This window comes from Streptomyces sp. NPDC034086, assembly GCF_055575515.1.
The window spans coordinates 402176-428361 of record NZ_JBVISM010000001.1 but is presented as its reverse complement, the minus strand read 5'-3'; the positions used below and the strand labels follow the sequence as shown (position 1 = coordinate 428361).

The following is a 26186-nucleotide window of genomic DNA, read 5'->3' as shown; positions in this document are numbered from 1 at the left end:
TCGCCGGGAGGCACCTCCCACGAGCGTCCGGAACGACACGCCTCGTACACTTCCGGACATGCACACCGTCGCGCTGGCCGTCACCGAGGGCATGCTGCACTTCGAACTGTCCCTGGCGACCGAAGTGTTCGGCTCGGACCTGACCCACCTCGTGGACCCCTGGTACGACTTCTCCCTCTGCGGGCCCGGCTCGGTGCGGCTCGGCCGCTACCGCGTGGACATGGACCACGGCCTCGACCGCCTCCCGCGCGCCGACACCGTGATCGTCCCCGGCTGGGCCGACACGGACGCGGAGCCGCCCGTGGAACTCCTCGACGCGGTGCGCGCGGCCCACGCGGCGGGCGCACGCGTGGTCTCCCTGTGCACGGGCGCGTTCGTGCTGGCCGCCGCGGGCCTGCTGGACGGGAAGCGCGCCACGACGCACTGGGCGCACACGGGGGAACTCGCCCGGCGCCATCCCCGGGTCACGGTGGACCCGGACGTCCTCTACGTCGACGACGGCGACGTGCTCACGTCCGCCGGCAAGGCCGCCGCCATGGACCTGTGCCTCCACCTCGTCCGCCTCGACCACGGCGCGGCGAACGCCAACAAGGTCGCCCGCCGGCTGGTCGTGGCGCCGCACCGCGACGGCGGGCAGGCCCAGTTCGTCTCCACCCCGGTCCCCGATCCCGGCAACCACCCCCTCGCCGGCCTCTTCCCCTGGGTCCTCCGGCGCCTGGACGAGCCGCTCACCGTGGAGGACCTGGCCCGGCGGGCGGGGATGAGTTCGCGCCACCTGGCCCGCCACTTCACCTCGCTCACCGGCACCACCCCGCTGAAGTGGCTGCACGCCCAGCGGATCCGCCGCGCCCAGGAACTCCTGGAGACCACGGACGACACCATCGAGGCCATCGCCGGCGCCACCGGCATGGGCACCTCCACCACCCTGCGACGGCACTTCCACCGGACCGTCGGCGTTCCTCCGGACACCTACCGCCGCACCTTCCGTACCGGCACCGGCACCGGCACCGGCACCGGCACCGAGCGTTTCGGCGGGGGGTGACACCGCGCGGCCGGCGTCAGGTCCACCCGCGGGACCGGCGCGGCTCGGGAAGGCCTCCGCCGAGGGCGGCGGGGCAGGCCACCTCCAGCCAGACGCACTTGCCGATCACCCCGGGCCGCGAACCCCACCTCCGGGCCAGCCGGTCGACGATCATCAGCCCGTGGCCGCCCGGCTGCCGCGGGTCCCTGCCCTCGCGGTCGGCGGGCCGCGTGGGCGGCGTGGGACTGCTGTCGGTGACCTCGATCCGCAGCCGCTCGTCCGTCCAGTCCAGGACGAGGGCTCCGGGCCCGCCGCCGTGCAGGCAGGCGTTGGCCACCACCTCCGACACCAGCAGCATCACGTCCTCCGCCGCCTCCCGGGCGGCCTGCCCCTTCGCCGGCAGCCAGTGCCAGGCCGTCAGCGCCCGCCGGGTGAAGTCACGGCTGCGCAGGACCGGGTCGGGCATCCCCTCGAGAACCAGGAGCCAGTTGCGTCCGGCCGGGCCACGCTGCTCCACGGTTCCCGCCCCCTCTCATCGGCCCCGTACTGATCCCAGCGCCTGGTCCACGTCGGCGTGGACCGGGAAGACCCCGTCCGCGCCGGTGATGCGGAACATGCGGGCGACCGGGCCGCTCAGCCCGGCCAGCTCCAGACTGCCTCCGGCCTCCTGGACGGCGAGGCGGCCGTGCAGCAGGGCGTTCAGGCCGGTCGAGTCGCAGAACTCCAGGCCCGCCATGTCCACCAGCAGCCGGCCGCCCCGGGCGGCCGCCGCGTCCAGGGCCTCGCGCAGCGGGGCCGCCGTGTCGTGGTCCAGCTCTCCGCCGAGGGTGAGCAGTACGGCGTCGTCCACCGTCCGCACCGCGACGGTGAACCGCTCGTCGTCCGTTCCGGAGACCATCCGCCATCACCTTCCGTCAGCCGCCCCCTACGCCTTCCCCGGCCGCGGCGCTCTATGCGGCGTGGCGGAACTCCCGGGGACCTCCGCGCGCCCTCGGCTTTTCCCCCGCGTCCCGCCGCCGGCGCGGCGGCGCGGGCCCGGCCGTGCGCGGGCTCCGCGCTCACGCTGGGTGACGGGGCGCCCCGGCCGCGCGGACACCGGTGGCACGGGTTGCCCGGCTGTCATTCTGCGTTCGCTCAGCGGAGGCTCAGATCCGGATAACGATGACGTCACCGTGCAAGGGTCTTTGGGCCTGGTCACGGGCGAATGGCCGATTTGCCGGTGATGTTCGCCACGGTGCGGAGCCGGACACCGTGGTACATCTTCTCGACCGCCTGCCGGACCACCCACGTCCGGGCAGGGGCGCTGAAGTCGGCCGACCGCCGGCATGCAACTCCATCAGCATCCGGGGGATCGGAACCCGATCCGCTGCCGAGCACGGCGCGGATCGGCATGGAGCGGAAAGGCGCACCAGAGCATGACCTCGACGCAGGTCGAACACCACCACGGCGACGACGCCGCCCCGGGCACCACGCCCGAGGAAGGCTACGAGCGCGGCCTCGGCAGCCGCCAGGTCCAGATGATCGCCATCGGCGGCGCCATCGGCGTCGGCCTCTTCCTGGGGGCCGGGGCGAACATCGCCAAGGCCGGCCCCAGCCTCATCCTCATGTACGCCCTCGCCGGCGTCATCGTCTTCTTCATCATGCGAGCGCTCGGCGAGCTGCTCCTGTACCGCCCCGTCTCGGGCTCCTTCGCGGAGTACGCCCGCGAGTTCCTCAGCCCGTTCTTCGGGTTCGTCACGGGCTGGACGTACTGGCTCATGTGGGTGGTCACCGGCATGGCCGAGCTGACCGCCGCGGCGATCTACATGCACTACTGGTTCCCGAGCGTGCCCCAGTGGGTGACCGCCCTGATCTTCCTGGTGGTCCTGTACGTCGCCAACCTCATCTCCGTGAAGATCTTCGGCGAGATCGAGTTCTGGTTCTCGATGGTCAAGGTCACCGCCCTGATCGGCATGATCGTGATCGGCATCGGCGTCGTGACCTTCGGGTTCAGCGCGGCCGGTGACACCGCCGCGGTGTCCAACCTGTGGGCCTTCGACGGCATCTTCCCCAAGGGCGTCGGCTCCAGCCTGATGACCCTCCAGGGCGTCATGTTCGCCTACCTGGCCGTCGAACTCGTCGGCGTCACCGCGGGCGAGTCCGAGAACCCGGAGAAGACCCTCCCCAAGGCCATCAACACCCTGCCGTGGCGCATCATCGTCTTCTACGTCGGTGCCCTCAGCGTGATCCTGATGGTCGTCAAGTGGACCGAGTTCCAGCCGGGCGTCAGCCCGTTCGTGGCGGCCTTCGCCAAGATCGGCATCCCGGCCGGCGCGGCCATCGTCAACTTCGTGGTGCTCACCGCGGCCCTGTCGTCCTGCAACTCCGGCATGTACTCCACCGGCCGCATGCTGCGCGACCTGGCCGCCAACTCCGAGGCGCCCAAGCTGCTGGGCAGGCTCAGCTCCACGAAGACCCCGGCCGTGGCCATCACCCTGTCCGCCGCCCTCATGGGCATCGGCGTGGTCCTGAACTACGTCGTCCCGGAGAAGGCCTTCGGCTACGTCATGTCGGTGGCCACCACGGCCGGCATCTGGACCTGGCTGATGATCCTGGTCAGCCACATCCTGTACCGCCGCGCGGTGGTCGCGGGCAAGCTGCCCGCCTCTTCCTTCCCGGCGCCGGGCGGCACGGTCTGCAGCTGGATCGCCGTGGCCTTCCTGCTGCTGGTCACCGTGATGATCGCGATCGACCCCGACAGCCGCGTCTCCCTGTACGTGGGCGCCGGCTGGGCGGTCTGCCTGGCCGTCGGCTGGGCCGTGCTGAAGTCGCGCAACCCGCAGATCGCGGCGCGTGCGGCGGCGGGCACCGCCGACGAGGCCCCGGAGCCCGCGGCCCGGTCCTGACCGCTGACCGCACTCCCCCGGCGGGGGCGTGCCGGCCCACCCGGCCGGTGCGCCCCCGCCGGCGCGTGCGGGCCCGGGGGCACCTCAGGCGGCCTCGACGGCGAGGCTCCCCGTGGCCGCGTTCAGGCTGTCGACCACCGCTTCCAGGCTGCCCGTCGCCGCGTACACGGCCCGCTGGCGGCGGGCGCCGGTGCCGCGCCGGCGCAGCGCGGCCCACAGGGCTTCCACCGCGCCCAGGTCGCCGGCCTTCTCCAGACCCGGCGCCGCCCGCTCCACCAGCCGGTCGACGAGCAGGCCGGCGTGCGCCGGCCCGCCGGTCCACACGTCCAGGCCGGGTCCGTCGATCCCGTGCCGCGCGGCCAGGCGGTGGGCGACCCGCAGCACGCGCTCGGGCGGCTCCGGCGGCGGTACGCCCGCGTCCGCCTCTTCGAGCAGCACCGAGGCGAGGCCGCGTACGAGGACGGCCGTCAGGACCACGGTGTCGAGGTCGGCGTTGACGTCGGAGATGCGGATCTCCAGCGTCGGCACGTGTTCCGAGGGGCGGGCGTGCCAGTAGATCATCTTGCGGTCGAGCAGCACCCCCGCGCTGATCAGCCCGTCCACGTGCGCGAGGTACTGGCGCTCGTCCAGCAGCGGCGGCGGTCCCACGGTCGGCCAGGAGGAGTAGGCCACCGAGCGCCAGCTGTCGAGGCCGGTGTCGCGGCCGCAGACGAACGGGGAGTTGCCGGTGATCGACTGGAGCACCGGCAGCCAGGGCCGCATCTGGTTCGCCAGCGCGAGGGCGCGGCCCCGGTCCAGGGAGCCCACGTGGACGTGGCAGCCGCAGACGAGGCGCTCGGGGCCCACGAGCCCGGAGAACCGGCTCGCCATCAGGCGGTAGCGGGCGTTGTCGGTGATCGTGAGCGGCTCGTGCGGCATGATCACGGGGCTGCCGGAGGCGACCGCGAGGCAGCCGGCCCCGTCGGCGGCCCCGGCGACCGAGTTCCGCAGCCGCAGCAGTTGCTCGCGCAGGTCCTCCCGCTCGACGGCGGGCCGGGTGCAGACCTCCACCTGGGTCGTGTAGAGCTCGGCCTGGACCTGACCGCCCAGCTCCGGGACCAGCTCGCGGATCACCTGCGGGGCCCGGTTCACCGGTGCCCTGCTGGCGCGGTCGACGAGGTGGAACTCCTCCTCCACGCCCATGGTCAGTACGTCCATCGGGTCCTCCTAGCCGAGTGCCCCGCACCTACCCGCAGGCCGTGACCCCATGCCGCGGGCCCGGTCAGAAGGACACGTCCGCGGCGTCGCGGACGTCCGCGTCCATGTTCGTCTCCATCATGCGCAGGGCCGCGTCCGCCAGGTCCGCGTGGATGTGGGCCACGGCGTCGCGGACGACGGTCACCTCCAGGTGGCGGATGTGGGCGTCCAGCGCGGAGTAGAGGACGCACTGCTCGGTCACCTGGCCGCACAGCACCAGCCGGCCGACGCCGAGCCGGCCGAGGAGGTAGGCGAGCGGGGTCTCGTAGAAGACCGAGTGGCGCGCCTTGACGACGAAGAGGGAGTCCTCGTCGGGCCGGACCGGCTCGACGAGGTCGGCGTGGGGCCCGTCGAGGGCCGTCTCCAGGATCTCCCCGTGGTGGGAGCGCCACAACCCGAAGTTGTCGTTCACGTAGATCACCGGGACCTCCCGCTCACGGGCGCGGCGGAGCAGGGCCGCGATGGCGGGCAGGGCGCGGCGCGCCGACGGCAGCAGCAGTTCGGCATCGGCGTACTCGTAGGTGTTGATCATGTCGATGACGATCAGGGCGCTGCCCGGCATGCCGCTCACCTCCTGGGTCCCGGATCCGTGCGGCGCCTGCCCCCGCGGGGGGCGCATACTCACGCCGGGGCAAGGGAAGGCGCCGACTGTCGGTTATACCCCCTTTGCACCTTTTCCGGACCCCCTCAGGGAGGCAGGACCATGCGCGCGTTGACCTGGCAGGGCACGCGGGACGTCCGGGTGGAGACCGTCCCGGACCCCCGCGTCGAGCAGCCCACGGACATCGTCGTCAAGGTGACGTCCACCGGGATCTGCGGTTCCGACCTGCACCTCTACACGGTGCTGGGGCCGTTCATCGACCCTGGTGACATCCTCGGGCACGAGGCCATGGGCGTCGTCGAGGAAGCCGGTCCGGAGGTGTCCGCGCTGCGGCCCGGAGACCGGGTCGTGGTCCCGTTCAACGTCTCCTGCGGGCAGTGCTTCATGTGCGACCGGGGCCTGCACTCGCAGTGCGAGACCACCCAGGTCCACGCGCACGGCAAGGGGGCCGCGCTCTTCGGCTACACCCGCCTGTACGGCCAGGTCCCCGGCGGGCAGGCGCAGTACCTCCGGGTGCCGTTCGGCAACACCCTTCCCGTCAAGGTCCCCGACGGGCCGCCCGACGAGCGGTTCGTCTACCTCTCCGACGTGCTGCCGACCGCCTGGCAGGCGGTGGAGTACGCCGACGTCCCGCCGGGCGGCTCGGTCACCGTCCTGGGCCTCGGGCCGATCGGGCAGATGGCCGCCCGGGTCGCCCTGCACCGCGGCGCCGGGCTGGTGATCGGCGTCGACCTCGTGCCGGCCCGGCTGGAGCGGGCCCGCGCGCACGGCGTGCACACGCTGGACCTGCGGGGGCACGGCAAGGGCCTGGCGGACGAGGTCCGGGCGCTGACCGACGGCCGGGGCACGGACTCGGTGATCGACGCGGTGGGCATGGAGGCTCACGGCGCACCCCTGGCCGCGGCGGCGCAGCGCATGACGGCACGGCTGCCGGACGCTCTGGCCCGGCCGCTGATGGAGCGCGCCGGGATCGACCGGCTGGAGGCCCTGCACACCGCCGTCGAGGTGGTGCGCCGGGGCGGCACGGTCTCCATCTCCGGCGTCTACGGCGGCGCCGTCGACCCGATGCCCCTGATGACGATGTTCGACAAGCAGATCCGGCTGCGGATGGGCCAGGCCAACGTACGGGCCTGGGTGGACGACATCCTGCCGCTGCTGGACGACGCGGACCCGCTCGGGGTGGAGGGCTTCGCCACGCACACCATGGGCCTGGAGGAGGCCCCCCGGGCCTACGCGATGTTCCAGGCCCGGGAGGACGGCATGATCAAGACGCTGCTGAAGCCCTGAGCCGGTCGGGTGCGAGCGGGGCGGTGTCCATGCCCTCGCCGCCCCGCAGGCCGTCGAGGAACTCCCTGACGGCCTCCACGGAGGTGTGGCGCGGCTCCCAGGCCAGCACCTCCCGCGCCCGCGCGCAGTCCATCAGCGGCAGCCGCAGTACGGCGTCGAACAGGTCGGGGGACGCCGGTACGAGGCGCAGCCGCCAGGCCGCCGCGAGCGCCGCGCGTACCGGAGCGGTGGGCACCGGCAGGCTCCGGGCACCGAGGATCCGGCCGAGGACGGCGGCGTCCACCGGCGGGCCGGCGGCCAGGTTGAACGCCCCGCGCACCGGGAGCAGGACGGCCGCCCGGTAGGCGGCGGCGGCGTCGTCGGTGTGCATGGCCTGGAAGCGCAGGCCGGGCAGGTCGGGCACGACGGGCACCAGTCCGGGCCGTACCAGGCGGCCGGGCAGCAGCCGGCCCGCGAAGATGCGGCGCTGTTCGGAGGCGGATTCCCGCTTGAAGAGGAAGGCGGGCCGCATCCGCACCACGCGGATACCGGGGTGGGCGGCCTCGTAGGCGTCCAGGACCCGTTCCAGGTAGGCCTTCTCGCGCGTGTACGCGGCCTGCGGCCAGCCGTGCGTGGGCCAGGACTCGTCCACCGCGCGGTCCTTCGGGCCGGGCGAGTACGCCCCCACGGAGGAGGCGTGGACGAGGGCCGGGACGCCCGCGGCGGCGACGGCGTCGAAGACGCGCAGACCGCCCAGGACGTTGGTGCGCCACGTCTCGGCGGGATCGTGGGTGGGCTGGAACTTCCAGGCCAGGTGGACGACCGCGTCCGCGCCGTCGAAGAGCGGCTCGAGGGGGGTTCCGCCGGGCTGGACGTCCACCGCCTCCCACCGCGTCTTCGGCGGCCGCCAGTGGGGCAGCCGGCGGGCCAGGCCCAGCACGGACTCCACCGCGGGGTCCTCCGCCAAGGCCCGCACCACGCTGGTGCCGACGTTCCCGGTGGCCCCCGTGACCACCACTCGGATCCCGGTCATCGGACCGCCTCCCCCAGGGCGAAGGGACTCTCGTCGAGATGGGCGAGCAGGTCGGCCGGGTGCCGGTACACGGCGCGGGCGCCGGCCTCCTCCAGGTCGGCCCGCGGAATGCCTCCGCACAGCAGCCCCACGCAGGCGACGCCGGCCCGGGTGCCGGCCCGCATGTCCCACACCGTGTCGCCGACGAGGACCGAGCCGCGGGCGGGGGCGTCCGCGAGGCCGAGGGCGTGCCGCACCGGGTCGGGGGCGGGCTTGCCCTCGTCGACGTCGTCGGAACTGGCCGTCGCGGTGATGGCGTCACCGGCGTCGACGGCCCGCAGCAGGGCGCCCAGTTCGGCGTCCTTGGCGGAGGTGACGAGCACCACCCGCCAGCCCCGGCGGTCCAGCTCGCGCAGCAGCCGGGCCGCCGAGTCGAGCGCGGGCAGCCGGTCGAAGTAGGTGCCGTAGAGGGTCTCGTGCGCGGCGGACAGCGCCCCGTCCTGTTCCCTGTCGCGGTCCTCGCCCAGCAGCCGCGCGATCAGGTCCTCGCCGGGGAGGCCGATCGCGCGGTGGATGTCGTGCATCGCGACGTCGTGGCCCGCCTGCCGCAGGGCCTCCCACCAGCAGGTGACGTGGAGGTGGTTGGTGTCGGCGAGGGTGCCGTCGACGTCGAACAGCGCGGCCCGGTTCATGCCGGCCTCCCGGGGTTCGGCGGTCAGTAGCCCAGCTCCCGCTTCAGTTCGGCCTTGTCCATGGAGGAACGGCCGTGCAGGTTGCGGCGCTTGGCCTCGGCGTAGAGCTGGTCGTACGTCGGACCCTGCGCGCCGCTGTGGGAGTGCAGCCCGCCCCTCCGGGAGGAGGAGATGTCCTCCAGCGAGGTCCGGCTCGCCGTCTTGGACTCGCCGGCACGGGCCCGTTCCTTGTTCACGGTGCGCGCCGCGATCTCCTTGGCCCGCTCGGGGCTCTCGCCGCGCTCCTCCGCGCTCTCCTTGATGTGCTCGTACTGCCGTTCACGCTTGGGACTGGAACCGCGGGGCATGGTGACTCCTCTGCCGGGACGGGACCGCCACGGTGAAACCGCTGCGCGGCCGGGTCGGGACGCGGTGGAGCGGGATCCTCAGGTCCTGCTCGGGAACGTCGGTGTCCAGGTCGGCCAGGGCGGAGGCGAACTCCGCGAGCAGCCCGACGGTGATGTCCTCGCCGGGGCAGCGGTGGCCGGTGCGGGCGTCTCCGCCGCCCTGGGGGATGATCTCGCCGGGGCCGGGCTCCCGGCCGACGAAGCGGAGCGGGTCGAACCGGTAGGGGTCGGGCCACAGCTCCGGGTCGTGGTGGTGGCCGTACACGTCGAGGAGCACGAGGGTGCCCTCGGGCACCGCCTCCCGGCCGAAGCGCAGGTCGCGGGCCGCGAGACCGCCGACGAACGGCACGAAGGGGTAGAAGCGGCGCACCTCGTGGGCGAAGGCCCTGGCGTAGGTACCGTCGTCGTCGCGCAGTCCGTCGGCGAGGCGCGGGCGCCGGTGCAGGGCGTGCGCGGCGAAGGCCACCAGCCAGGCGACGGCGACGGTGGGCCGGATGACGTTGAGCAGTTCCACGGCGGCCGTGCGCGCGTCCAGCAGACGTCCGTCCGCGTCGCGGTGCCGGGCCACCGTCTCCAGCGCCGTGTCACCGTTCCCCGTGGGCAGCGCCTGGTGCAGGCGGGTCACTCCGCCGCGGAGCTCGTCGATGGTGCGCGCCAGGGACTCCTCCTGGCGGGCCCGGGCCCGGCGGGCCCGCCAGTGGCGCGGTGCCGGCGTCGCGAAGCCGTCGACCATGGCCACGCAGTCCTCGGAGATCTCGCGGGCGGCGTCCTCGGGGACCGCCAGGCCCGTCCAGTCGCAGACGGCCCGGGCGAGCACCACGGCCGCCTCGTCGAAGAGGACGGCCGGACGGCCCCGCCAGCCGTCGACGGCGGCCGTCCAGTGCCCGCGGACGAGTGCGGCCAGCTCGTCCACCGAGCCGTCCCGCATCAGCAGCGACACGAACAGGGCCTTGCGGACGCGGTGGGTGTCACCGTCCAGGGTGTGGACCGCGCCGCGCCCGAACAGGGTGTCGAGTACGGGGCCGGGGAGGGCTCCGTGACGCAGTACGTGCCGCTCGTCGTAGAAGAACTCCACGGCGGCCGGCCCGTGCAGCAGCAGCGCGGGCCGGCCCATCAGCCGGGTCCGGACGGCGGGCGGGTCGCCGTGGCGGCGCCGCAGGTCGGGGGCCCAGGCGTAGCCCTGGGCCAGCAGGGGGACCGTGCTGTCGATCAATCGGGGCATGGCGGGCGCCTACCCGCGGTCCTCCCGCGCACTCCTGGCACCCGGGGGGTTTCGACGGGCCCCGAACCGGTTAGGCGGCATCCATGCCCGACCGTGACACCGCGCAGGCGGAACCAGGGAGGCGCCCCATGGCCGCTCGGACCTCCTCCCTCGGAGGCGTCGCCCCGCCCGAGAGCCTGCGCCCTCCCGCGCCGGCCGAGGGTCCGTTGCCCAAGGACCACACCCAGGCGATCCTGGAGACCACCAAGCGGGTGGCGGCCCTCCTCAAGCGCTCCGGCCCGCCCTTCGCCCTGGCCGGGAGCGTGGCCGCCTTCGCCCACGGGCTGCCGGCGCGCTTCCAGCACGACACGGACTTCTGCGTACGGCCGGAGGACGCCGACCGGGCCGTGAAGGCCCTGGAGGACGGCGGCATCTCCATGCGCCGCGCTCCGGAGGACTGGCTGGTCAAGGGCCGCTCGGGTGGAGAGGAGATCGATCTGATCTTCGAACTGGCCCGGCGTCCGGTCAGCACGGAACTGCTGGAGCGGGCCAGCGTCAAGGCGGTCGACTCGGTGTGGATGCCGGTCCTCTCCCCCACCGACCTCATGGACAGCCGGCTCGCCGCCCTGTGCGAGCACTACTGCGACTTCGGCGACCTGCTGCCCATGGCCCGCATGCTGCGCGAACAGATCGACTGGGCCCGGCTGGAACGCGACCACCGGGCGGCGCCGCTGCCCGACGCGTTCTTCCACCTGCTCGAAAGGCTCCACGTCATCGACCGCGCGGACGGGGCGGGAGATGGACCGACGGGAGAGAGTGCATGAGCGCCACCCGCATCATCGAGTACCGCATCGAGCACCTGCGCGAGCGGCTGGCCCGGGACGAGCTCGCCGAGCTGGGCGTGCGCGTCGAGCTGCACGGCGCCCGCGCCGTCGTCCGGGGCTGCGTCGGCGACGAGGAACGCAAGGCGGCCGTACTGCGGATCGCGGATGAGGAACTGGCGGGCGTCGACTGGTACGACGACATCACCGTGAGCCGCGCCTGCCCGCCCGACCACGCCGAGGAGCTGTCATGATCCGCGTCGCGGCCGTCGGCGACATCCACCTCGGCCCGGGCAGTGCCGGACTGCTGCGGCCCGCCTTCGACACCCTGGGCGAGTGCGCGGACCTGCTGCTCCTCGCCGGCGACCTGACCCGGCACGGCACCCTCGACGAGGCACGCGTGGTGGCCGCCGAGACGGCCGGGCTGCCCGTGCCCGTGGTCGCGGTGCTGGGCAACCACGACTACCAGAGCGACCAGCAGGAGGCCGTCGCGGACGAACTGCGCTCGGCGGGCCTGTGCGTACTGGAGGGCGACGGCGTCCTCCTCGACATCGGCGGCACCGCGGTGGGGATCGCCGGCACCAAGGGCTTCTGCGGCGGCTTCGCCGGACGCAGCGCCAGCGAGTTCGGCGAGCCGGAGATGAAGTCCTTCCTCCGCTCCACCCGTGCCAGCGCCGAGTCCCTCGGGCGCGCCCTGCGCGAACTGCGCGAGGCCGGCAGCGCGGTGCGCATCGCCCTGACCCACTACTCCCCCGTACCGGACACGCTCGCCGGCGAACCCCGGGAGATCTACCCCTTCCTCGGCAGTTACCTGCTCGCGGAGGCGATGGACGAGGAGGGCGCCGACCTCGCCGTGCACGGCCACGCCCACCTCGGCACCGAGCACGGCATGACGGCGGGCGGGGTCCAGGTCCGCAACGTGGCCATGCCCGTCATCGGCCAGGCCTTCTCGGTGTACCACCTCTCCCCCCACGCCTCCCCGGACGGGGGCCCCGACGGGTCGCACCGGGGCGCGCCGCGCTGGGCTCCGGTCGCCGTCCGGGAGACGAGCGGATGACCGGCACCGTCACCGTCACCGGCCGGGAGGGACCCCGATGACCGGTCGGCCCTCCCCCGCCCGCCCCGCCCAGGACCTGCTGCGGGTCTATCTCAACGACCACCTCGCCGCGGCGACCTCGGGCGTGGAGCTGCTGCGCCGCGCGGCCGGAGCCCGTCGTGGCACGGCCCTCGGACCGCCGCTGGCGGCACTGGCGCAGGAGGCCGCGCAGGACCGGGAGAGCCTGCGCCGCGTCATGGCCGCGCTGGACGTTCCGGAGAAGCGGGGGCGCGCCGCGCTCGGGCGGATCGCCGAGAGGATGGGGCGGCTCAAGCTCAACGGGCGCCTGTTCACCCGGTCGCCCCTCAGCGACGTGCTGGAGCTGGAGGCGATGCGCCTGGCCGTCGAGGGCAACGCGTGTGTGTGGCGCTCGCTGCGCGCCGTGGCGGCCGCCGACGGCCGGATCGACGGCGTACGCCTCCGCGAGCTGCTGCGCCGGGCGGAGCGTCAGCTGCGGATCCTGGAGACCCTGCGCGAGGAGCGTGCCGCCGAGGTGTTCGGCCCGGGGGCGGCGCGGACCACGGCCGGCCGGACCTGACACCCGGCCGGCCGCCGGGGACCGGGCCGCTTCAGTCGCCGGGGGCCAGGAGCATGGTCAGCCGGCCGGTGCCGGGGGCGATGTCCGCCCAGCCGCCGGCGAACTCCAGGACGGCGACGGCGCAGGTCGGCATCGACGCGCGGATCCGCCGCAGGAGGTCCTCCGGGCCGTCCCCGGGCAGGGCGGCGGCCAGTTCGTGGATCCCGGGGTTGTGGCCCACCAGCAGGAGTCCGCTCACGCCGTCGTCCGTGGCGGTGACCGCGGCGAGCAGGGTGTCCATCTCCGCGTTGTAGAGCCTGTCCTCGTACACGACCGGCGGCTGGTCCGGCAGCGGGGGCCGCATCAGCTGCCACGTCTGCCGGGTGCGCGCGGCCGGGGAGCACAGGGCCAGGCCCACCCCGAGCGGGGACCCGCCCAGCCGGTGTCCCATCGCCTCCGCGTCCCCGCGTCCCCGGTCGGCCAGGGGCCGGTCGAAGTCCTCGATGCCGCCCTTGGGCACTGCCTTGGCGTGCCGTACCAGGACCAGTCGTCGCTCCTGCTTCGCGGACACCTCTGCCTCCTCCGGGCCGATGCGGGCGCCTGCCGGGTCAGCCGGCCGGCGCCGTGCCCCTGCCCCGGGACCCCTCGGCCAAACCCGCCCCTCCGCACATGGGGCGCGCCCCCGGGCCCGGCCGGGACGGTCCCCCGCGTTCGCCACGGCACCGCGCGGGTAGGCGCACGCAATGAGCTACGTGAATCCCGGCAGGGAGTACACCCGCGACAGCCGGTACATCGGGACGCGGATCACCGCCGACGGGCGCGAGGGCTTCCCCGTGGAGCCCGGGCGCTACCGGCTGGTGGTGAGCCGGGCCTGTCCGTGGGCGAGCCGGGCGGTGGTGGTACGGCGGCTGCTCGGTCTGGAAAGCGCCCTGCCGATGGCCGTCGCCGGCCCGGTGCACGACGACGACAGCTGGACCTTCGACCTCGATCCGGGCGGCCGGGACCCGGTGCTCGGCATCGAGCGCCTCAAGGAGGCCTACCTGGCCCGGGACCCCGGATACGACCGCGGCATCACGGTGCCCGCGATCGTCGACGTCCCGACCGGCGCGGTGGTGACCAACGACTTCGCGCGGATCACGATCGACCTGTCGCTGGAGTGGACCGCCCACCACCGTCCCGGCGCGCCCGCGCTGTACCCGCCGCCGCTGCGGCCGGAGATCGACGCGGTGAACGAGGCGGTCTACCAGGACGTGAACAACGGCGTCTACCGGGCCGGTTTCGCCGGGACCCAGGAGAAGTACGAGGAGGCGTACGAGCGGCTGTTCGCGCGGCTCGACCGGCTGTCCGGCCGGCTCGCGCACTCCCGTTACCTGGTCGGGGACACCATCACCGAGGCGGACGTACGGCTGTTCACCACGCTCGTGCGCTTCGACGCGGTCTACCACGGCCACTTCAAGTGCAACCGGAACAAGCTCGCCGAGATGCCGGTCCTGTGGGAGTACGCGAGGGACCTGTTCCAGACGCCCGGTTTCGGCGACACCGTCGACTTCGACCACATCAAACGGCACTACTACCTGGTGCACTCCGACATCAACCCCACCGGCATCGTGCCGGCCGGTCCGCGGGCGGAAGCCTGGCTGGCCCCGCACGGCCGGGCCCGCCTGGGCGGGCGGCCCTTCGGCGACGGCACCCCGCCCGGGCCGCCGCCCGCGGCGGAGCGGGTGCCGGCGGACCACAACCCCCTGACGGCCCGGTCGCAGGCGCTCACCGGTTGACGACGGCGCGGACGTTCTCGACGCTGCCGCAGTCCGCGTCCAGCAGCCTCTGGCGTTCCTTCAGGAACGCGGCGCCGAGCTCGGCCCGGCGCTCGTCCGGGACGTTCTCCCGGGCGCCGTTGAGGATCGTCCGCTCCTCCTCGTCCAGGTGGTGGGAGACGGCCTTGACCAGGTCCTCCAGCTTGGAGCCCCAGTCCTCGGAGCCGATGTCGTCCACCTCCAGCAGCGCGAGAAGCGCCTCGTTGCCCTCGTCGTGCTCCTCCACGCCGTGCTCGACTTCGTCGTCGTCCACGTTCTTGTAGCGCTTCAGCGCGCCGTAGACCTCGGCTTCCTCCGCCTCGCCGTGGGCGATGAGCAGCGCCGAGAACCGCGCGAGCGCTCCCGCGCGGTCCGCCTCGACGCTGCGCATCTGCCGGAACAGCTCTTCCATGGTCCGGTGGTCCTTGAGGATCACCTCGACGACGTCCTGTTCCTTCGCTTCGGCGGTCATGGGCCGTGCCTCCTTCGTCGGGGTCCGTGTCGTGTGGCGGTTGCTCGTTCGCGGGCGGTTGAAACCCCTGGTGGCGCCATTCGGCGGCCGCCGCAGGGGGCAGGAGGGACGGGTCAGGCGGGGTGGCCGGCCTCGAGGTCGCGGACCCCGCCGAAGCGCAGCGGCCCGGAGCCGTCGGATCCGCCGCCCTGTTCGACCGGGGACAGCACGAAGCCGACGTGGTCGCCGCCCACCGCGAGGGTCTCCTCGACCCGGCCGGTGAACCAGACGCGCACGTCCGACAGCACGGGGCTGCCGTCCCGGCCGGGCCGCCAGCCCGTGCGGGCGAACTTGTCGACGCTGTCGCCCGTCTGCTCGCCGAACAGTTCCGCCAGGGCCCGCTGCTCCCGGCCCAGCACGTGCACGGTGAGGTGGCGGGCCGTGCGGGCGACGTCGTAGGTGTGGTTGGCGGTGGACAGCCACACCGTGAAGAGCGGCGGTTCGATCGAGCACTGCGAGGCGAAGCCGACCAGACAGCCGGCCCGCCGCCCGCCCGAGGCGGCCGTGACGACGTACATCGTGCCGTCCACCGCTTCGGCGAAGGCGCCGAGGCCGGGGGCGGAGCCGGGTCGGGGATGGGGGTCCGTCACGGTGGTCTCCCGGTGGTGTGGGGGCCGCGCCGGGCGGCGCGGGGGTGTCGTCGCCCATCCTCCGCCGCCGTCACCCGAACGCGGGTGCTTGGGCGGCGCGTGTCCGGGCAGGGGCGGGGGGTACGCCCGATCCGTACGATCCGAAGGAGGTGGATTCGGTGCGCATCGCCTTTCTGACCGCGCCCGAAGGCGTCGAGGAAGTGGAACTGACCGCGCCGTGGAAGGCCGTCGAGGGGGCCGGCTGGAACCCCCAGCTGGTGTCGACCGGGGCCGGGCAGGTGCAGGCCTTCGACCACTTCGACAAGGGCGGCCGCTACACCGTCGACCACGTCCTCGCGGGGGACACGTCCGAGGCCTTCGACGCGCTGGTGCTGCCCGGCGGGGTCGCCAATCCGGACGCCCTGCGGATGGACGAACGGGCCGTCGGCTTCGTCCGCAGCTTCTTCGCCGCGGGCAAGCCGGTCGCCGCGATCTGCCACGCCCCCTGGATGCTGGTCGAGGCCGATGTCGTGCGCGGCCGGACCCTGACCTCCTGGCCGAGCCTGGCCACCGACGTCCGCAACGCCGGCGGCACCTGGGTGGACGAGGAGGTGCGGGTCTGCCGCGCGGAGCCGTCGACGCTGGTCACCAGCCGCAAGCCGGACGACCTGGAGGCCTTCTGCGGCGCCGTGCTGCGGGAATTCGACCGGCACGCGCACCCCTAGGGGTGCGGCCCGCTCACCCGAACGGCGGCGGGCACGTCCGGGGGCCCGCCGGACCGGGCGGGCCCCCGGACGATGCCGTGGGCCGCGCTACCACCGGTACCAGCGCCCGCCGCTGCCGCGGGCGACGAACCCGACCAGCCACAGCACGAGCACCGCGATGGCGACCCACCAGAGGACCTTCACCGCGAAACCCGCGCCGAGGAGCAGCAGAATCAGCAACAGGACCAGTAGGAGCGGAACCATGACCCACCTCCGGATCGAACGGGCGGAAAGCGGCGCCCGGGGGCCGGGTCACCGCACGCAGCGCTTGCCCCGGCGCGCCCGCCTCATTCCCGGGCCGGCCGCGCCGGAAGAAAGGTGAACACCGTGACACGTCCCACCCCGCCCGCGCCGGACGGCCCGCAGCCGGACGGCCCGCAGCCGGACGGCCCGGAGCCGGTCCCGTCCGGACCGCAGCCCGTCCCCCGCGAGCCGGAGCCGGCGGAGCCCCCGTCGGCACCCGCCGCTCCCCCGGACGGCAACCCCGAGGAACCGGTGCCGGAGCCCCCGGACTGAGCGCCGGGTACGCCCCGGTCAGCGCGTCCGGCCCCCCGGCTCGCCCAGGAACCGGCGCAGCCTCGCCAGGGGCCAGGTGTTGATGACGTCGTCCGCCGTGAGCCAGCCGCGCTGCGCCGTGGCCACCCCGTAGCGCATGTACGGCAGGTGGGTGGTGGCGTGTGCGTCGGAGTTCACGGCGAACTTCACGCCGTAGCGCCTCGCGCGCAGGACGTCCTCGTCGCACAGGTCGAGCCGCTCGGGATGCGCGTTGATCTCCAGCGCGGTGCCCGTGCGCGCGCAGGCCTTGAAGACCTCGTCGAAGTCGGCGTCGAGGGGCGGGCGCCTGCCGATCCGGCGGGTCGTGGGGTGGCCGATGATGCCGACGTGCGGGTTCTCGCAGGCGCGGACGAGGCGGCGGGTGAGGTCCTGCCGGCTCTGGTCGAAGTGGGAGTGCACGGAGGCCACGCAGACGTCGAAGCCGGCGAGGAACTCGTCGGGCCAGTCCAGGGTGCCGTCGGGGCCGATGTTGAGTTCGGTGCCGTGCAGCAGCCGCATCGCGCGGTGCGCGCCGTCGAGCGCGCGGACCCGCTCCCGCTGGGCGAGGATCTTCTCGCTGGTCATGCGTTGCATGTACAGGTCCGGGGCGTGGTCGGTCACCGCGTAGTAGGCGTAGCCGCGGGCGGCCGCGGCGGCGGTCATCTCCTCCAGCGTCGCCAGGCCGTCGGTGAGGTCGGTGTGGGTGTGCAGATCGCCCCGGACGTCCTTCTCGGTGAGGAGATCGGGCAGTTCACCGCGCAGCCCGGCCGCGATCTCGCCGCGGTCCTCGCGGAGCGTCGGCGGTATCCAGGGCAGTCCGAGGCGGGCGTAGACCGCCTCCTCCGTCGCGGAGGTGACGCTCTCGCCGGTCCCGGCGTCGAAGAGGCCGTACTCGGAGAGCTTGAGGCCTTGGCGCAGGGCGAGCGCGCGGGTGCGGATGTTGTGCGCCCTGGACCCGGTGAAGTACTGGAGCCCGGCGCCCCAGGAGGCCGGGGGAAGGACCCGCAGGTCCACCTGGAGGCCGGTGGCGGTCCGTACGGAGGTCTTCTTCTCCCCCCGCGCGATGATCTCGGCGGTGTCCGGGAGGCCGGTCAGCGCGTCCATGAACGGGCCGGGCCGGCCGGCCGCGACCAGGATGTCGATGTCGCCGATGGTCTCCTTCATGCGGCGCAGGGATCCGGCGTACGTGCACCGGACGCAGCCGCGGACGTCCGACAGCTCGGCGACGAGCTGCTCGGCGAGGTCCATGGCGGCGCTGATCAGGATCCGGCCCTCGCCGGCCTTCCTGAGGAGGGAGACGCCGTGCAGGATCTTCTCCTCGGTCCGCTCCCCGAAGCCCTTCAGGTCGCGCAGCCGTTCCTGGTGGACGGCCTCGACCAGCTGGCCGACGGAGGTGATGCCGAGTTCCTCGTACAGGAGCATCGCCCGGCGGGGGCCGAGCCCCGGAACCGCGATCAGCTCGCGGACTCCGGCCGGCACGGACGCCCGGGCCTCGTCGACGACCGACATGCGGCCGGTCCGCAGGTACTCCAGGATCTTGTCGGCGACGGACGCGCCGACGTTCGGGATCTCGCGCAGGCCTTTCGCGTCGAGGGTCGAGACGTCCCGCGGGTGGCCGCCGACGGCACGGGCCGCCTTCTCGTAGGCACGGGCCTTGAAGGCCTCCCCGCCCCGGATGGCGATGAGGTCGGCGTACTCCTGGAGCATCGCCTCGACCCGGTCGTTGGCTCGGCCCATACCTCCAGGGTGCCCCGCCCGCCCCCGCCGGGCACGCCGGGCGCCCTTTGCGTGGCGGGTGGCGGGTGGCGGGTCGGTTCAGTGCTCGCAGAGGGAGAATTCCCGTTCGTAGAGCTGCTCGTTGTGTTCGTCGACGAAGAACCTGCGCTCCCGCATGAGCTGCTCGCGGTGCTCCTCGGCCTGCGCGCGCGTCATGGTGGAGGTGTCGGACCACGGTTGCTGCGGCGGTACGTCCGAGGTCGAGACGATCCTCCGCGAGGGGTCGACCAGGAAGAACGCCAGGATCTTGCGGTGTCCCGGGCGGGTGGGGTCCGCGAGGCGGAACGGGCCGACCCGGTGTTGCAGGACGTTCGGGAACGCCAGGCAGCGGCCCGCCGGCGTCGCCACCGATCCCAGCACCTGGTTCAGCGCGTCCTCGTCCTCCAGGCCGTACACCTCGCGCAGGCCGTTGTCGTCGTTCTGCTCGTAGTCCGGGTCGTCGAGCGCGGCCCGGAAACCCAGCCGGCTTTCGGTGATGTTCTCGCTGTCCCAGTAGTAGATGCCGGTCGAGACGATCCGCTCGTTCAGCATGCCCTCGACGTGCCACGAGCCGCCGGGGTACTCGGGCTTCCCGGGGGTGAGGTGGACGGTGGCGAGCTTGACGATGACCTGGAGGCGGCGGCCGCGCAGGTCGACCCGGTCGGCTTCGCCGGGCGGCTCGGGCGGGGTGAAGGCCGGGGCGTCCGGGACGACCGGCCGGCGGTTCTCCCACCACTCGTCCAGGGCCGCTTCCCACGCGCGGCGGGCCTGGGCGTAGGCCTCGTCGTCACCGTAGGCGGACTTGTCCGGGTACTCCGGCTCCGAGTCGTACCACCCGTAGGGATCGGTCTCGATCCGCAGGGGCCGCGGGTGGCGCAGGTCGGTCAGTACGTTCTCGAGCAGCGGGCGCAGGCGGGCGAACAGGTCCGGGAGGACGGCGGCCAGTTCGCGGTGGGTCTCGGGGTGGACGTTGTTCACGTACGAGAGGAAGGTGACCTCGCCGTCCGCACTGACGTCGACGTCCGTGGGGAGCCACTGGTACGTCTCCGAGAACTCGTACTTCGAGTAGCGGTCCGCCGGATTCCGCCAGGCTTCCTCAGGCCCCCCGCTCACGCCGCGCACCAGGCAGAACAGTGAGGGGTGCACCAGGTCCAGCACCTGCCCGTCGGATCCGGGATGCCAGTCCCGTTCGGCCTCGGGGACCTCCTCCAGGACCCGGACCGCCTCGCGCAGCCGGGACCTCAGCTCCTCGTCGACCAGCGTGTCCGACTGCCAGACCCCGTCGACGGCGGACACCTCGATGCCGGTCCGGGCGTCCCGCAGCGCCGCGTAGTGCGCGAGCTCGTCGAGCACGTAGCGGACCTGCGCTTCGGTCATGCCCTGGGCGACCGCTTCCCTGGTCCACCTGGCGACGATGGCCTCGTCGTTCCTCTTGTCCGCCCAGCCGGGCTTCGCCCGGATGTGCGCGCTGCACTCCGTCATCTGCAGTTCGCGCAGCGTGCGGGGCTTGGCGAAGGCTATGGAACGGGTCGCCTGGAAGGGCAGGGGGAAAGCGGGCAGGCCGGTCAATTCTCTTGGTCCCTACGGTCGGTGTGCGGTGGCGGGAAGGATAGCCCAGCACGCCGACACCGCTGCCGCGGGCGGGGGCACGGGCCGGCTCCGCGGTGGGGCCGGCCCGTGCCGCGCCGTCAGCGACGCAGTGTCAGCAGGCCCGGCCGGTAGGGCCACAGGCCGTAGTCGCCGCCGACGTTGGGGTCACGCCCCTGGTAGAGGAACTGCAGGTTGCAGGGGTCGACGGTGAAGGTCTGGTCGGCGGTGGTGCGGATGAGTTCTCCATGGCTGATGTCGTTGGTCCAGGTGGCACCGCTGTTGGCCTTGCCGGCGAAGGGGCTGCTCTCGCTCCCGGCCTGGGGCGTCCAGGTGCCGTCCAGGCTGGTGGCCGTGAACGAGCGGAAGTAGCGGCCCTGCGAGCCGTCCGCCTCGACGATCATGAGGTAGCGGTTCTGGCCCTGGAGCTTGTAGACCTGAACGGCTTCGAACAGGTTCTTCGTGGTGTCGCTCATGATCACGGAGGCGTTCGACCCGAAGCTGCCCGGGAAGTTCCCGATCGGCATGGCGGCGCGGTAGATCTTGCCGTTGTCACCGGCGAAGAACAGGTACATGTGGGTGCTGTCGCCGATGATCGTCTGGTCGATCGGTCCCGTTCCGGAGTCGGCGATGCTTCCGGAGAAGAGCACCTGCTGCGGTGACCAGCCATTGGGGTTGGTGGGGTCGCTCGACGTCCGGTAGGAGAAGGCGCTCCCGCCGCCCCACTGGTAGGTGAGCACCCAGATGTTCTTCGGCGCGAAGTAGAAGAGCGTCGGCGCCACGGCGGACGCCGACATCGCGTTCTGGCCGGCCGTGGCCATCTCCGACCAGTTCGTGAAGGGGCTGAAGTTCATCGAGCCCCAGCTCTTGCCGGTGTCGTGGGTCGTCGCGTAGACGAGCTGGCGGCCGTTGTAGGGGGCGACGGTGAAGTCCTTGAGCGAGGCCCACCCGGGCTTGGGCTGCGCCAGCGGGCCCGTGGACGTCCAGCGGTAGGCCGAGGGGAGATCGCACGTGCCGGGGGTGCCGGCGCCGACCCGGACGAGCCGCCACTGCTGGTTGGTGCCGCCCCAGTCGTCGTACTGGACGACGTTCGCGTTGTCGGCGGTGGAGCCGCCCTGGACCTCGAGGGCCTTGTTGCTGTGGCGCGCGATGAACCTCACGTGGCCGTCCGGGCCGTCGGCCAGCCGCCACTGCTGGTTCGTGCCGTTCACGTCGGCCCACTGGACGATCGCGGCGCCGTTCGCGGTGGACCCGTTCTGGACGTCCAGCACCTTGCCGGAGTGACGGGACTTGATGCGGTAGTAACCGCCGCCGGAGTCGACGAACTGCCACTGCTGCTGGAGCTGGTCGTTCCTGGTCCACTGGGTGATGCGGGCGCCGTCACCGGTCGCCAGGTTGTAGACGTCCAGGGCCTTGCCGCTGTTGCGGTTGACCAGCACGTACGAGGCGTCGGGGTCGACGGCCGCGGCCGCCGCGGGCTGCGCGCCGAGGAAGGCGACCAGGAGCAGCAGGGGTGCGAGGACGGCGAGCAGGCGTCGTCCCGGGTGGACCGGGGATGGAGGGCGGGACCACATCAGAAGGGCTCCTTCGGGAGGTGGGTGCGGGGTGATCCCGACGGACCGCGGGGCGGACGCGTCGAGGGGTCGGGTACGGGAGGGGTGTGGAGGCGGCCGCAGATGCCGAAGCGCTGGTGCTGCGGGCGCTCCAGCCGTGACACCTCGCCTTCGTCGAGGTGGGAGAGGTCTCCGGCCCTCAGCCGTTCCAGCTGGCGGCCGGTCGTGACGGCCGCGGCGAGGGCACCGTCGCGCCAGCGGATCCGCCAGGCGTCCAGGAGCCCGCTCTTCAGCCGGTGGGCCGCGAGGTGGAACTCCCGGAGTCCGCCCCCGCGCAAGGCGAGGAAGCCCTCCAGTGCCAGGTCGCGGCGGCGGCGGGCCGCTGCCGCACGGTCGCCGCTCAGGCCGGCCGCCCTGCGGTAGGCGTGGGGATCGGCCAGTACGGGAGCGGGGAAGGTGAAGACGGCGTCGCCCGCCTCGGGCAGTCCGCCGTTCTGCATGAGCACGACGAGGCGCAGGTCTCCGTCGTTGACGAGGCGGTGGATCGTGCCGGGGGTGAACCAGACGACGTCGCCGGGGAGCAGCGGGGTCTCGTCGGCACCGGAGGTGGTGAGGGTCTGTACGCTGCCGGCGCCGGCGATGACGACGTAGGCCTCGGAGCAGACGAGGTGCATGTGGGGCGTGCCGCCGCACAGCCCGTCGGCGGCTTCCCAGTCGTAGACGGTGAGCCCGGAGATCCCCACGCCCCCGGGGAACGGGCTCACCACGGGTGGTCCGCGAGGTGGCGGGTGACGCGGCCGGCGGTCCACGCGCCGTCGGCCACGGCGATCCGGTGGCGGCGCGCCAGGGTGTCGCCGGGGGCCGGTGGCGGTTCCTCGTCGGGCGAGCCGTAGAACGGGTCGGTCGCGCCGGTCTCGCCGCGCCGGACCGGCAGGCCGGTGATCGCGGCCTCGTACAGGGCGGTGACCCGTACCGGCGCGATGGCTCCGTCCCCGAACCGGACCAGGGCCGCGGACGCGTCCTCGGTCTGGACCCCGCGTGCGGGGCGGCCGGCCATCGCCCGTACCCCCACCGCCCGTTCGGCGTGCGGGAACGGAGGCGTGCACAGGTGCACGAGGTCCGGCTCCTGCTCCTCGGGCACCGTGCGCGGGCCGGTGTGGACCGCGGGGACGCCGTGTTCGGCCGCGGGCTCCCCGGCGCGGGCGGGGTCCACGTCGACGGCCGCCACGACCCGGGCCCGGTGCGCCCGCGAGCGGAGGGCCGGGCCGTGGCAGGGGCCCGCGGTCCCGCCCGTTGCGACGATCGCCGTCATGATCATCCGCCCAGCACCTTCCTGATCGCGTGGTAGGCGGGCTTGGGCAGCAGGTTCTCGTCGTAGGGCAGCGCCGCGCCCTCGCCGGGGAAGGCGGAGGGGATCCACGAGTACTTGTCCGTGTAGTCCCAGAGGGTGACGCCGACGCACCTCCTGACCGCCAGGCAGGCCCTGACGTAGTCGGCGTACCAGGTGGCCTGGGTGGCGAGCGTCGCAGGGGTCGCGGGGAGGGTCATCCGGATGTCGAGCTCGGTGACGGCGACGTCGACCCCGAGGTCGGCGAAGCGCTGCATGTTCCGCTGGACGTCGGCCGGGAAGCCGTACTGGAGTGCCAGGTGGCCCTGGATGCCGAAGCCGTGCACCGGGACCCCGTCGGCCTTCAGCTGTTTGATGAGGGTGTGGTAGGCGTCGCTCTTGGGTCCCACGCCGTCGACGTTGTAGTCGTTGAGGTACAGCTTGGCGTGCCGGTCGGCCTCGTGGGCCCAGCGCAGGGCGTCGGCGATGTAGCCCGGGCCGAGCGTCTTGTAGAAGAGCGATTCGCGGTAGGTGCCGTCCTCGTTGAAGGCCTCGTTGACGACGTCCCAGTGGATCACCCGGCCCTTGAAGTGCCGGACCTCCGTCTGGATGTGGTTCTTGAGGACGGCGCGCAGTTCGTCGGCGCTCCAGGTGCCCTCGGTGAGCCATGCGGGGAGCTGGCTGTGCCAGACGAGGGTGTGGCCGCGGACCTTCTGGTGGTGGGCCTTGGCGAACGCGACGACCTTGTCGGCCTCCGTGAAGTCGAAGACGCCGCGCTCGGGCTCGGTGGCGTACCACTTCATGGCGTTGCCGGGGGTGGTCTGGCCGAATTCGCTGCCGAGGACCTTCAGGTAGGGGGCGTCGGTGAACTCGGGGTTGTCGGTGGCGGAGCCGAAGTACTTGTGGTGCGCGGCGGCCAGTTCGCCGAGCGTCCCGGGCCGGGGCCCGGCGGCCGCGGGCGCCGCGGCGAGACCGGCCGTGAGGCAGGCGGCGGCGGACAGGGCGGTGAGGATCCGTGAGAGGGGAACGGGCAGGTGAACGGACATGGCGGGTGGCTCCTCGGGGTGCGGGCGGCTCGGTCGAGGACGATCGGGGTGCGGGTCGTGCGCGCCGCGGAGGGAGAGGGCGGCGGAGACTCCGGTGGCCGCGGCGGTCCCCGCACGGCGCCGTGCGCGGGGGCGGCGGCCTCGGCCGGCCGCGATGTGAGCGCTAACAAAGCTGGCCGTGCGAGTGCGGTCAGTCGTTTCACGGGGTCTCCTCGGGGGTGGAGGCGCGCGGGACGGGTCAGCCCTTGGTGGCGCCCGCGGTGAGGCCGCCGATCAGCTGCCGCTCGGCGACGGCGTAGAACGCGAGGGCGGGGACCATGGCGAGCACGACGTAGGCGAGCACGAGCGCGTAGTCGGTGGAGTACTGGCCCTGGAACTGCTGGACTCCGACCGGGATCGTCTGCCATTTCGGGTCGTTGAACACCAGCAGCGGCAGGAAGAAGTTGTTCCAGCTCGCGACGATCGCCAGCACCGACACCGTGCCGAGCGCCGGACGCGCCATCGGCAGCAGGATCTGCCAGAAGAAGCGGAACTTGCCGCAGCCGTCCATCACGGCCGCCTCCTCGACCTCCGCCGGGATGGTCCGGAAGAAGCCGCGCAGAATGATGATCGTCATGGGTAGCCCGAAGGCCGCCTGAGGGAGGATCACTCCGAGCGGGTTGTCGAGCAGTTCGAAGCCGCGCAGCAGCAGGAACAGCGGCAGGACGGCCACCGCGAACGGGAACATGAGCCCGATCGTGAACAGGGTGTAGAACAGTTCCCTGCCCCGGAAGGCGTAGCGGGCCAGTACGAACGCCGCCATCGCGGACGCCGCCACCGTGCAGCACGTCGTGCCGATCGCGATGCCCGCGCTGTTGGCGATCTGCCGCCAGAACATTCCGTCGCCGAGGATGCCGGTGTAGTTGCCGGTCTCCCAGTGCTCCGGCAGTCCGAACGGATTGGTCGTCAGCTCACCGGTGCTCTTGAAGCCGGAGACCACCGCATAGAGCAGCGGCACGACGACGAACGCGCCGATCAGCCAGACCACGGCGTGCAGCGACAGGCCCCGTGCCGTCCTGCGGGCGTTCATCGGCCGCCTCCCGAGGTGATGGCCCCGCTCAGGTCACGGCGGAGCACGTAGCGCTGGTAGAAGAGGGAGAAGACCAGACTGATCATGAACAGCACCACGCTGATCGCACTGGCGTAGCCGACCTGGTAGCGCTTGAACCCGAACTGGAACATCGAGAGGGCCATCGTCTCCGAGGAGTGGTTGGGCCCGCCCGCGGTCATGACCCAGACGAGGTCGAAGAGCTGGATGGCCCCGATGACCGAGAGGAAGACGCTGATCCGGATCGTCGGCCCGAGCAGCGGCAGCGTCACGTTCCGGAAGCGCTGCCAGGCACCGGCGCCGTCGATGGACGCGGCTTCGAGGATCTCGGCCGGAATGCCCTGCAGGCCGGCGAGGAAGAGCATCATGTGGAACCCGAAGTACTTCCAGGTCATGACCACGAACAGGGTCGGCATGACCGTCGAGGGATCGGCGAGCCACTTGCCCCGCAGCCCCTCCAGGCCGAGGAGGCCGGCGAGGTGGTCGGCCATGCCCGCATCGGGGAGGAAGACCATCGTGAAGAGGACGGCCGTGACCACCTCGGACAGGACGTACGGCGCGAAGAACAGCATCCGGTAGACGGCCCGGCCCCGCAGCCGCTGGTTGAGCAGGACCGCGGTGAAGAGCGCGAAGGGCAACTGCACCGTGACCGACAGGACGATCAGGTACAGCCCGCGCCCCAGATCACCGAGGAACACCTGGTCGTCGAGGAGCTTGGCGTAGTTCCCGAAGCCGGCGAAGTCGTCCATGGGGCCGACGCCGCCCCACGTGAAGAAGCCGGTCCAGACGGCGATCGCGATCGGTGCGAGGACGAAGACGAGGAAGAGGACCAGAGCCGGGACCAGGAACCAGGCGACCGACGCCCAGCTCCCCAGCCCGCGCAGGAGCGACCGTACGGGGGCGGACGGGTGCACCGGCCCGGCGTC

The 26186-nt window shown here is 73.0% G+C and carries 30 protein-coding genes; 10 read left to right on the top strand and 20 right to left on the bottom strand.

Annotation, left to right across the window (positions count from 1 at the left end; translation table 11 throughout):
• The first annotated feature begins 58 nt into the window (after positions 1–58).
• The gene (locus ACZ514_RS01975) at positions 59–1042 is read left to right on the top strand and encodes a helix-turn-helix domain-containing protein (protein WP_469123831.1); all 984 of its coding nucleotides are present in this window, start codon (positions 59–61) and stop codon (positions 1040–1042) included.
• Between the two features lie 16 nt (positions 1043–1058).
• On the opposite strand, the gene ACZ514_RS01970 is transcribed toward ACZ514_RS01975, so the two are convergent.
• Positions 1059–1538 (bottom strand): ATP-binding protein, encoded by a 480-nt coding sequence (locus ACZ514_RS01970; RefSeq protein ID WP_468163161.1) that lies wholly within the window; start codon positions 1536–1538, stop codon positions 1059–1061.
• Between the two features lie 15 nt (positions 1539–1553).
• A complete protein-coding gene (locus ACZ514_RS01965; RefSeq protein ID WP_468163163.1) occupies positions 1554–1919 on the bottom strand; it encodes an STAS domain-containing protein in 366 nt (121 codons plus the stop codon).
• A gap of 517 nt (positions 1920–2436) precedes the next feature.
• On the opposite strand from ACZ514_RS01965, the gene ACZ514_RS01960 reads away from it, so the two are divergent.
• Positions 2437–3906, top strand: a complete 1470-nt coding sequence (locus ACZ514_RS01960; RefSeq protein WP_468163165.1) for an amino acid permease — start codon at positions 2437–2439, stop codon at positions 3904–3906.
• An 84-nt stretch (positions 3907–3990) separates the two neighbouring features.
• Here ACZ514_RS01960 and ACZ514_RS01955 read toward each other — a convergent pair whose 3' ends face one another.
• Together ACZ514_RS01955 and ACZ514_RS01950 are read right to left on the bottom strand one after the other, a co-directional pair.
• Complete coding sequence (locus tag ACZ514_RS01955) at positions 3991–5103, bottom strand: carboxylate-amine ligase (protein ID WP_469123830.1); 1113 nt, start codon at positions 5101–5103, stop codon at positions 3991–3993.
• A gap of 64 nt (positions 5104–5167) precedes the next feature.
• Positions 5168–5704 (bottom strand): cysteine hydrolase family protein, encoded by a 537-nt coding sequence (locus ACZ514_RS01950; RefSeq protein WP_468695312.1) that lies wholly within the window; start codon positions 5702–5704, stop codon positions 5168–5170.
• A gap of 141 nt (positions 5705–5845) precedes the next feature.
• Between ACZ514_RS01950 and ACZ514_RS01945 the strand changes: the two genes are divergently transcribed.
• A complete protein-coding gene (locus ACZ514_RS01945) occupies positions 5846–7030 on the top strand; it encodes an alcohol dehydrogenase catalytic domain-containing protein (RefSeq protein ID WP_469123829.1) in 1185 nt (394 codons plus the stop codon).
• On the opposite strand, the gene ACZ514_RS01940 is transcribed toward ACZ514_RS01945, so the two are convergent.
• Genes ACZ514_RS01940 through ACZ514_RS01925 form a run of 4 tightly spaced genes read right to left on the bottom strand, consistent with a single transcriptional unit; the run spans position 7008 to position 10321 of the window.
• Complete coding sequence (locus tag ACZ514_RS01940) at positions 7008–8042, bottom strand: NAD-dependent epimerase/dehydratase family protein (RefSeq protein WP_469123828.1); 1035 nt, start codon at positions 8040–8042, stop codon at positions 7008–7010. The genes ACZ514_RS01945 and ACZ514_RS01940 overlap by 23 nt on opposite strands.
• Positions 8039–8713, bottom strand: coding sequence for an HAD family hydrolase (locus ACZ514_RS01935; protein ID WP_469123827.1), 675 nt, complete (start codon positions 8711–8713; stop codon positions 8039–8041). Before ACZ514_RS01935 ends, ACZ514_RS01940 begins: the two co-directional genes overlap by 4 nt.
• 23 nt (positions 8714–8736) lie before the next feature.
• The gene (locus ACZ514_RS01930; RefSeq protein ID WP_467884369.1) at positions 8737–9060 is read right to left on the bottom strand and encodes a plasmid stabilization protein; all 324 of its coding nucleotides are present in this window, start codon (positions 9058–9060) and stop codon (positions 8737–8739) included.
• Positions 9032–10321, bottom strand: coding sequence for a cytochrome P450 (locus ACZ514_RS01925; protein ID WP_468163178.1), 1290 nt, complete (start codon positions 10319–10321; stop codon positions 9032–9034). The genes ACZ514_RS01930 and ACZ514_RS01925 overlap by 29 nt, the downstream gene beginning before the upstream one ends.
• Before the next feature lie 128 nt (positions 10322–10449).
• On the opposite strand from ACZ514_RS01925, the gene ACZ514_RS01920 reads away from it, so the two are divergent.
• From ACZ514_RS01920 to ACZ514_RS01905, 4 genes are read left to right on the top strand one after another with little or no spacing between them, the layout of a single operon-like run.
• Positions 10450–11124: a nucleotidyltransferase family protein gene (locus ACZ514_RS01920; RefSeq protein ID WP_469123826.1), complete on the top strand. Its 675-nt coding sequence runs from the start codon at positions 10450–10452 to the stop codon at positions 11122–11124.
• On the top strand, positions 11121–11375 hold the full coding sequence (locus ACZ514_RS01915; protein WP_468163182.1) for a hypothetical protein: 255 nt from the start codon (positions 11121–11123) through the stop codon (positions 11373–11375). The genes ACZ514_RS01920 and ACZ514_RS01915 overlap by 4 nt, the downstream gene beginning before the upstream one ends.
• Positions 11372–12178 (top strand): metallophosphoesterase family protein, encoded by an 807-nt coding sequence (locus ACZ514_RS01910; RefSeq protein WP_469123825.1) that lies wholly within the window; start codon positions 11372–11374, stop codon positions 12176–12178. Before ACZ514_RS01915 ends, ACZ514_RS01910 begins: the two co-directional genes overlap by 4 nt.
• A 37-nt stretch (positions 12179–12215) precedes the next feature.
• Positions 12216–12755, top strand: coding sequence for a hypothetical protein (locus tag ACZ514_RS01905; RefSeq protein ID WP_468163186.1), 540 nt, complete (start codon positions 12216–12218; stop codon positions 12753–12755).
• Positions 12756–12786: 31 nt separating this feature from the next.
• Here ACZ514_RS01905 and ACZ514_RS01900 read toward each other — a convergent pair whose 3' ends face one another.
• Complete coding sequence (locus ACZ514_RS01900; protein ID WP_468695322.1) at positions 12787–13305, bottom strand: SixA phosphatase family protein; 519 nt, start codon at positions 13303–13305, stop codon at positions 12787–12789.
• Between the two features lie 172 nt (positions 13306–13477).
• Here ACZ514_RS01900 and ACZ514_RS01895 point away from each other — a divergent pair, with 172 nt between their 5' ends.
• On the top strand, positions 13478–14509 hold the full coding sequence (locus ACZ514_RS01895) for a glutathione S-transferase family protein (RefSeq protein WP_469123824.1): 1032 nt from the start codon (positions 13478–13480) through the stop codon (positions 14507–14509).
• On the opposite strand, the gene ACZ514_RS01890 is transcribed toward ACZ514_RS01895, so the two are convergent.
• Both ACZ514_RS01890 and ACZ514_RS01885 read right to left on the bottom strand, forming a co-directional pair.
• Positions 14499–14999, bottom strand: a complete 501-nt coding sequence (locus tag ACZ514_RS01890) for a hemerythrin domain-containing protein (protein ID WP_469123823.1) — start codon at positions 14997–14999, stop codon at positions 14499–14501. The genes ACZ514_RS01895 and ACZ514_RS01890 overlap by 11 nt on opposite strands.
• 113 nt (positions 15000–15112) lie before the next feature.
• Positions 15113–15556: a flavin reductase family protein gene (locus tag ACZ514_RS01885; protein WP_469124178.1), complete on the bottom strand. Its 444-nt coding sequence runs from the start codon at positions 15554–15556 to the stop codon at positions 15113–15115.
• Between the two features lie 230 nt (positions 15557–15786).
• Here ACZ514_RS01885 and ACZ514_RS01880 point away from each other — a divergent pair, with 230 nt between their 5' ends.
• The gene (locus tag ACZ514_RS01880; protein ID WP_468163193.1) at positions 15787–16332 is read left to right on the top strand and encodes a type 1 glutamine amidotransferase domain-containing protein; all 546 of its coding nucleotides are present in this window, start codon (positions 15787–15789) and stop codon (positions 16330–16332) included.
• A gap of 87 nt (positions 16333–16419) precedes the next feature.
• Here the strand turns inward: ACZ514_RS01880 and ACZ514_RS01875 are convergent, their stop codons facing one another.
• Positions 16420–16575 carry a hydrophobic protein gene (locus tag ACZ514_RS01875; protein ID WP_388931438.1) on the bottom strand — a complete coding sequence of 52 codons (156 nt, stop codon included), beginning with the start codon at positions 16573–16575 and terminating at the stop codon, positions 16420–16422.
• A 123-nt stretch (positions 16576–16698) separates the two neighbouring features.
• Between ACZ514_RS01875 and ACZ514_RS01870 the strand changes: the two genes are divergently transcribed.
• Entirely contained in the window at positions 16699–16887 is a 189-nt protein-coding gene (locus tag ACZ514_RS01870; protein WP_469123822.1) for a hypothetical protein, read from the top strand.
• An 18-nt stretch (positions 16888–16905) separates the two neighbouring features.
• Here ACZ514_RS01870 and polX read toward each other — a convergent pair whose 3' ends face one another.
• The 8 genes from polX to ACZ514_RS01830 form a co-directional block, all read right to left on the bottom strand.
• The gene (gene polX / locus ACZ514_RS01865) at positions 16906–18642 is read right to left on the bottom strand and encodes a DNA polymerase/3'-5' exonuclease PolX (RefSeq protein WP_469123821.1); all 1737 of its coding nucleotides are present in this window, start codon (positions 18640–18642) and stop codon (positions 16906–16908) included.
• Between the two features lie 78 nt (positions 18643–18720).
• Positions 18721–20229 carry a DUF4246 domain-containing protein gene (locus ACZ514_RS01860; RefSeq protein WP_469123820.1) on the bottom strand — a complete coding sequence of 503 codons (1509 nt, stop codon included), beginning with the start codon at positions 20227–20229 and terminating at the stop codon, positions 18721–18723.
• Between the two features lie 119 nt (positions 20230–20348).
• Positions 20349–21821, bottom strand: coding sequence for a non-reducing end alpha-L-arabinofuranosidase family hydrolase (locus tag ACZ514_RS01855; protein WP_469123819.1), 1473 nt, complete (start codon positions 21819–21821; stop codon positions 20349–20351).
• Entirely contained in the window at positions 21821–22543 is a 723-nt protein-coding gene (locus ACZ514_RS01850; RefSeq protein ID WP_468163203.1) for a cupin domain-containing protein, read from the bottom strand. The genes ACZ514_RS01855 and ACZ514_RS01850 overlap by 1 nt, the downstream gene beginning before the upstream one ends.
• Before the next feature lie 17 nt (positions 22544–22560).
• Positions 22561–23118 (bottom strand): Gfo/Idh/MocA family oxidoreductase, encoded by a 558-nt coding sequence (locus ACZ514_RS01845; RefSeq protein WP_469123818.1) that lies wholly within the window; start codon positions 23116–23118, stop codon positions 22561–22563.
• Positions 23115–24173: an endo-1,4-beta-xylanase gene (locus ACZ514_RS01840; protein WP_468163207.1), complete on the bottom strand. Its 1059-nt coding sequence runs from the start codon at positions 24171–24173 to the stop codon at positions 23115–23117. The genes ACZ514_RS01845 and ACZ514_RS01840 overlap by 4 nt, the downstream gene beginning before the upstream one ends.
• A gap of 238 nt (positions 24174–24411) precedes the next feature.
• A complete protein-coding gene (locus tag ACZ514_RS01835; protein WP_468163209.1) occupies positions 24412–25242 on the bottom strand; it encodes a carbohydrate ABC transporter permease in 831 nt (276 codons plus the stop codon).
• The gene (locus ACZ514_RS01830; protein ID WP_469124177.1) at positions 25239–26135 is read right to left on the bottom strand and encodes a carbohydrate ABC transporter permease; all 897 of its coding nucleotides are present in this window, start codon (positions 26133–26135) and stop codon (positions 25239–25241) included. The genes ACZ514_RS01835 and ACZ514_RS01830 overlap by 4 nt, the downstream gene beginning before the upstream one ends.
• Positions 26136–26186 lie beyond the last annotated feature (51 nt).

Coding starts and splice junctions, on each gene's coding strand:
- ACZ514_RS01975 (WP_469123831.1), top strand. CDS start 59: ATGCACACCGTCGCGCTGGCCGTCACCGAGGGCATGCTGCACTTCGAA.
- ACZ514_RS01965 (WP_468163163.1), bottom strand. CDS start 1,919: ATGGTCTCCGGAACGGACGACGAGCGGTTCACCGTCGCGGTGCGGACG.
- ACZ514_RS01960 (WP_468163165.1), top strand. CDS start 2,437: ATGACCTCGACGCAGGTCGAACACCACCACGGCGACGACGCCGCCCCG.
- ACZ514_RS01955 (WP_469123830.1), bottom strand. CDS start 5,103: ATGGACGTACTGACCATGGGCGTGGAGGAGGAGTTCCACCTCGTCGAC.
- ACZ514_RS01950 (WP_468695312.1), bottom strand. CDS start 5,704: ATGCCGGGCAGCGCCCTGATCGTCATCGACATGATCAACACCTACGAG.
- ACZ514_RS01945 (WP_469123829.1), top strand. CDS start 5,846: ATGCGCGCGTTGACCTGGCAGGGCACGCGGGACGTCCGGGTGGAGACC.
- ACZ514_RS01940 (WP_469123828.1), bottom strand. CDS start 8,042: ATGACCGGGATCCGAGTGGTGGTCACGGGGGCCACCGGGAACGTCGGC.
- ACZ514_RS01935 (WP_469123827.1), bottom strand. CDS start 8,713: ATGAACCGGGCCGCGCTGTTCGACGTCGACGGCACCCTCGCCGACACC.
- ACZ514_RS01930 (WP_467884369.1), bottom strand. CDS start 9,060: ATGCCCCGCGGTTCCAGTCCCAAGCGTGAACGGCAGTACGAGCACATC.
- ACZ514_RS01925 (WP_468163178.1), bottom strand. CDS start 10,321: ATGCCCCGATTGATCGACAGCACGGTCCCCCTGCTGGCCCAGGGCTAC.
- ACZ514_RS01920 (WP_469123826.1), top strand. CDS start 10,450: ATGGCCGCTCGGACCTCCTCCCTCGGAGGCGTCGCCCCGCCCGAGAGC.
- ACZ514_RS01915 (WP_468163182.1), top strand. CDS start 11,121: ATGAGCGCCACCCGCATCATCGAGTACCGCATCGAGCACCTGCGCGAG.
- ACZ514_RS01910 (WP_469123825.1), top strand. CDS start 11,372: ATGATCCGCGTCGCGGCCGTCGGCGACATCCACCTCGGCCCGGGCAGT.
- ACZ514_RS01905 (WP_468163186.1), top strand. CDS start 12,216: ATGACCGGTCGGCCCTCCCCCGCCCGCCCCGCCCAGGACCTGCTGCGG.
- ACZ514_RS01895 (WP_469123824.1), top strand. CDS start 13,478: ATGAGCTACGTGAATCCCGGCAGGGAGTACACCCGCGACAGCCGGTAC.
- ACZ514_RS01890 (WP_469123823.1), bottom strand. CDS start 14,999: ATGACCGCCGAAGCGAAGGAACAGGACGTCGTCGAGGTGATCCTCAAG.
- ACZ514_RS01885 (WP_469124178.1), bottom strand. CDS start 15,556: ATGTACGTCGTCACGGCCGCCTCGGGCGGGCGGCGGGCCGGCTGTCTG.
- ACZ514_RS01875 (WP_388931438.1), bottom strand. CDS start 16,575: ATGGTTCCGCTCCTACTGGTCCTGTTGCTGATTCTGCTGCTCCTCGGC.
- polX (WP_469123821.1), bottom strand. CDS start 18,642: ATGGGCCGAGCCAACGACCGGGTCGAGGCGATGCTCCAGGAGTACGCC.
- ACZ514_RS01855 (WP_469123819.1), bottom strand. CDS start 21,821: ATGTGGTCCCGCCCTCCATCCCCGGTCCACCCGGGACGACGCCTGCTC.
- ACZ514_RS01845 (WP_469123818.1), bottom strand. CDS start 23,118: ATGATCATGACGGCGATCGTCGCAACGGGCGGGACCGCGGGCCCCTGC.
- ACZ514_RS01840 (WP_468163207.1), bottom strand. CDS start 24,173: ATGTCCGTTCACCTGCCCGTTCCCCTCTCACGGATCCTCACCGCCCTG.
- ACZ514_RS01835 (WP_468163209.1), bottom strand. CDS start 25,242: ATGAACGCCCGCAGGACGGCACGGGGCCTGTCGCTGCACGCCGTGGTC.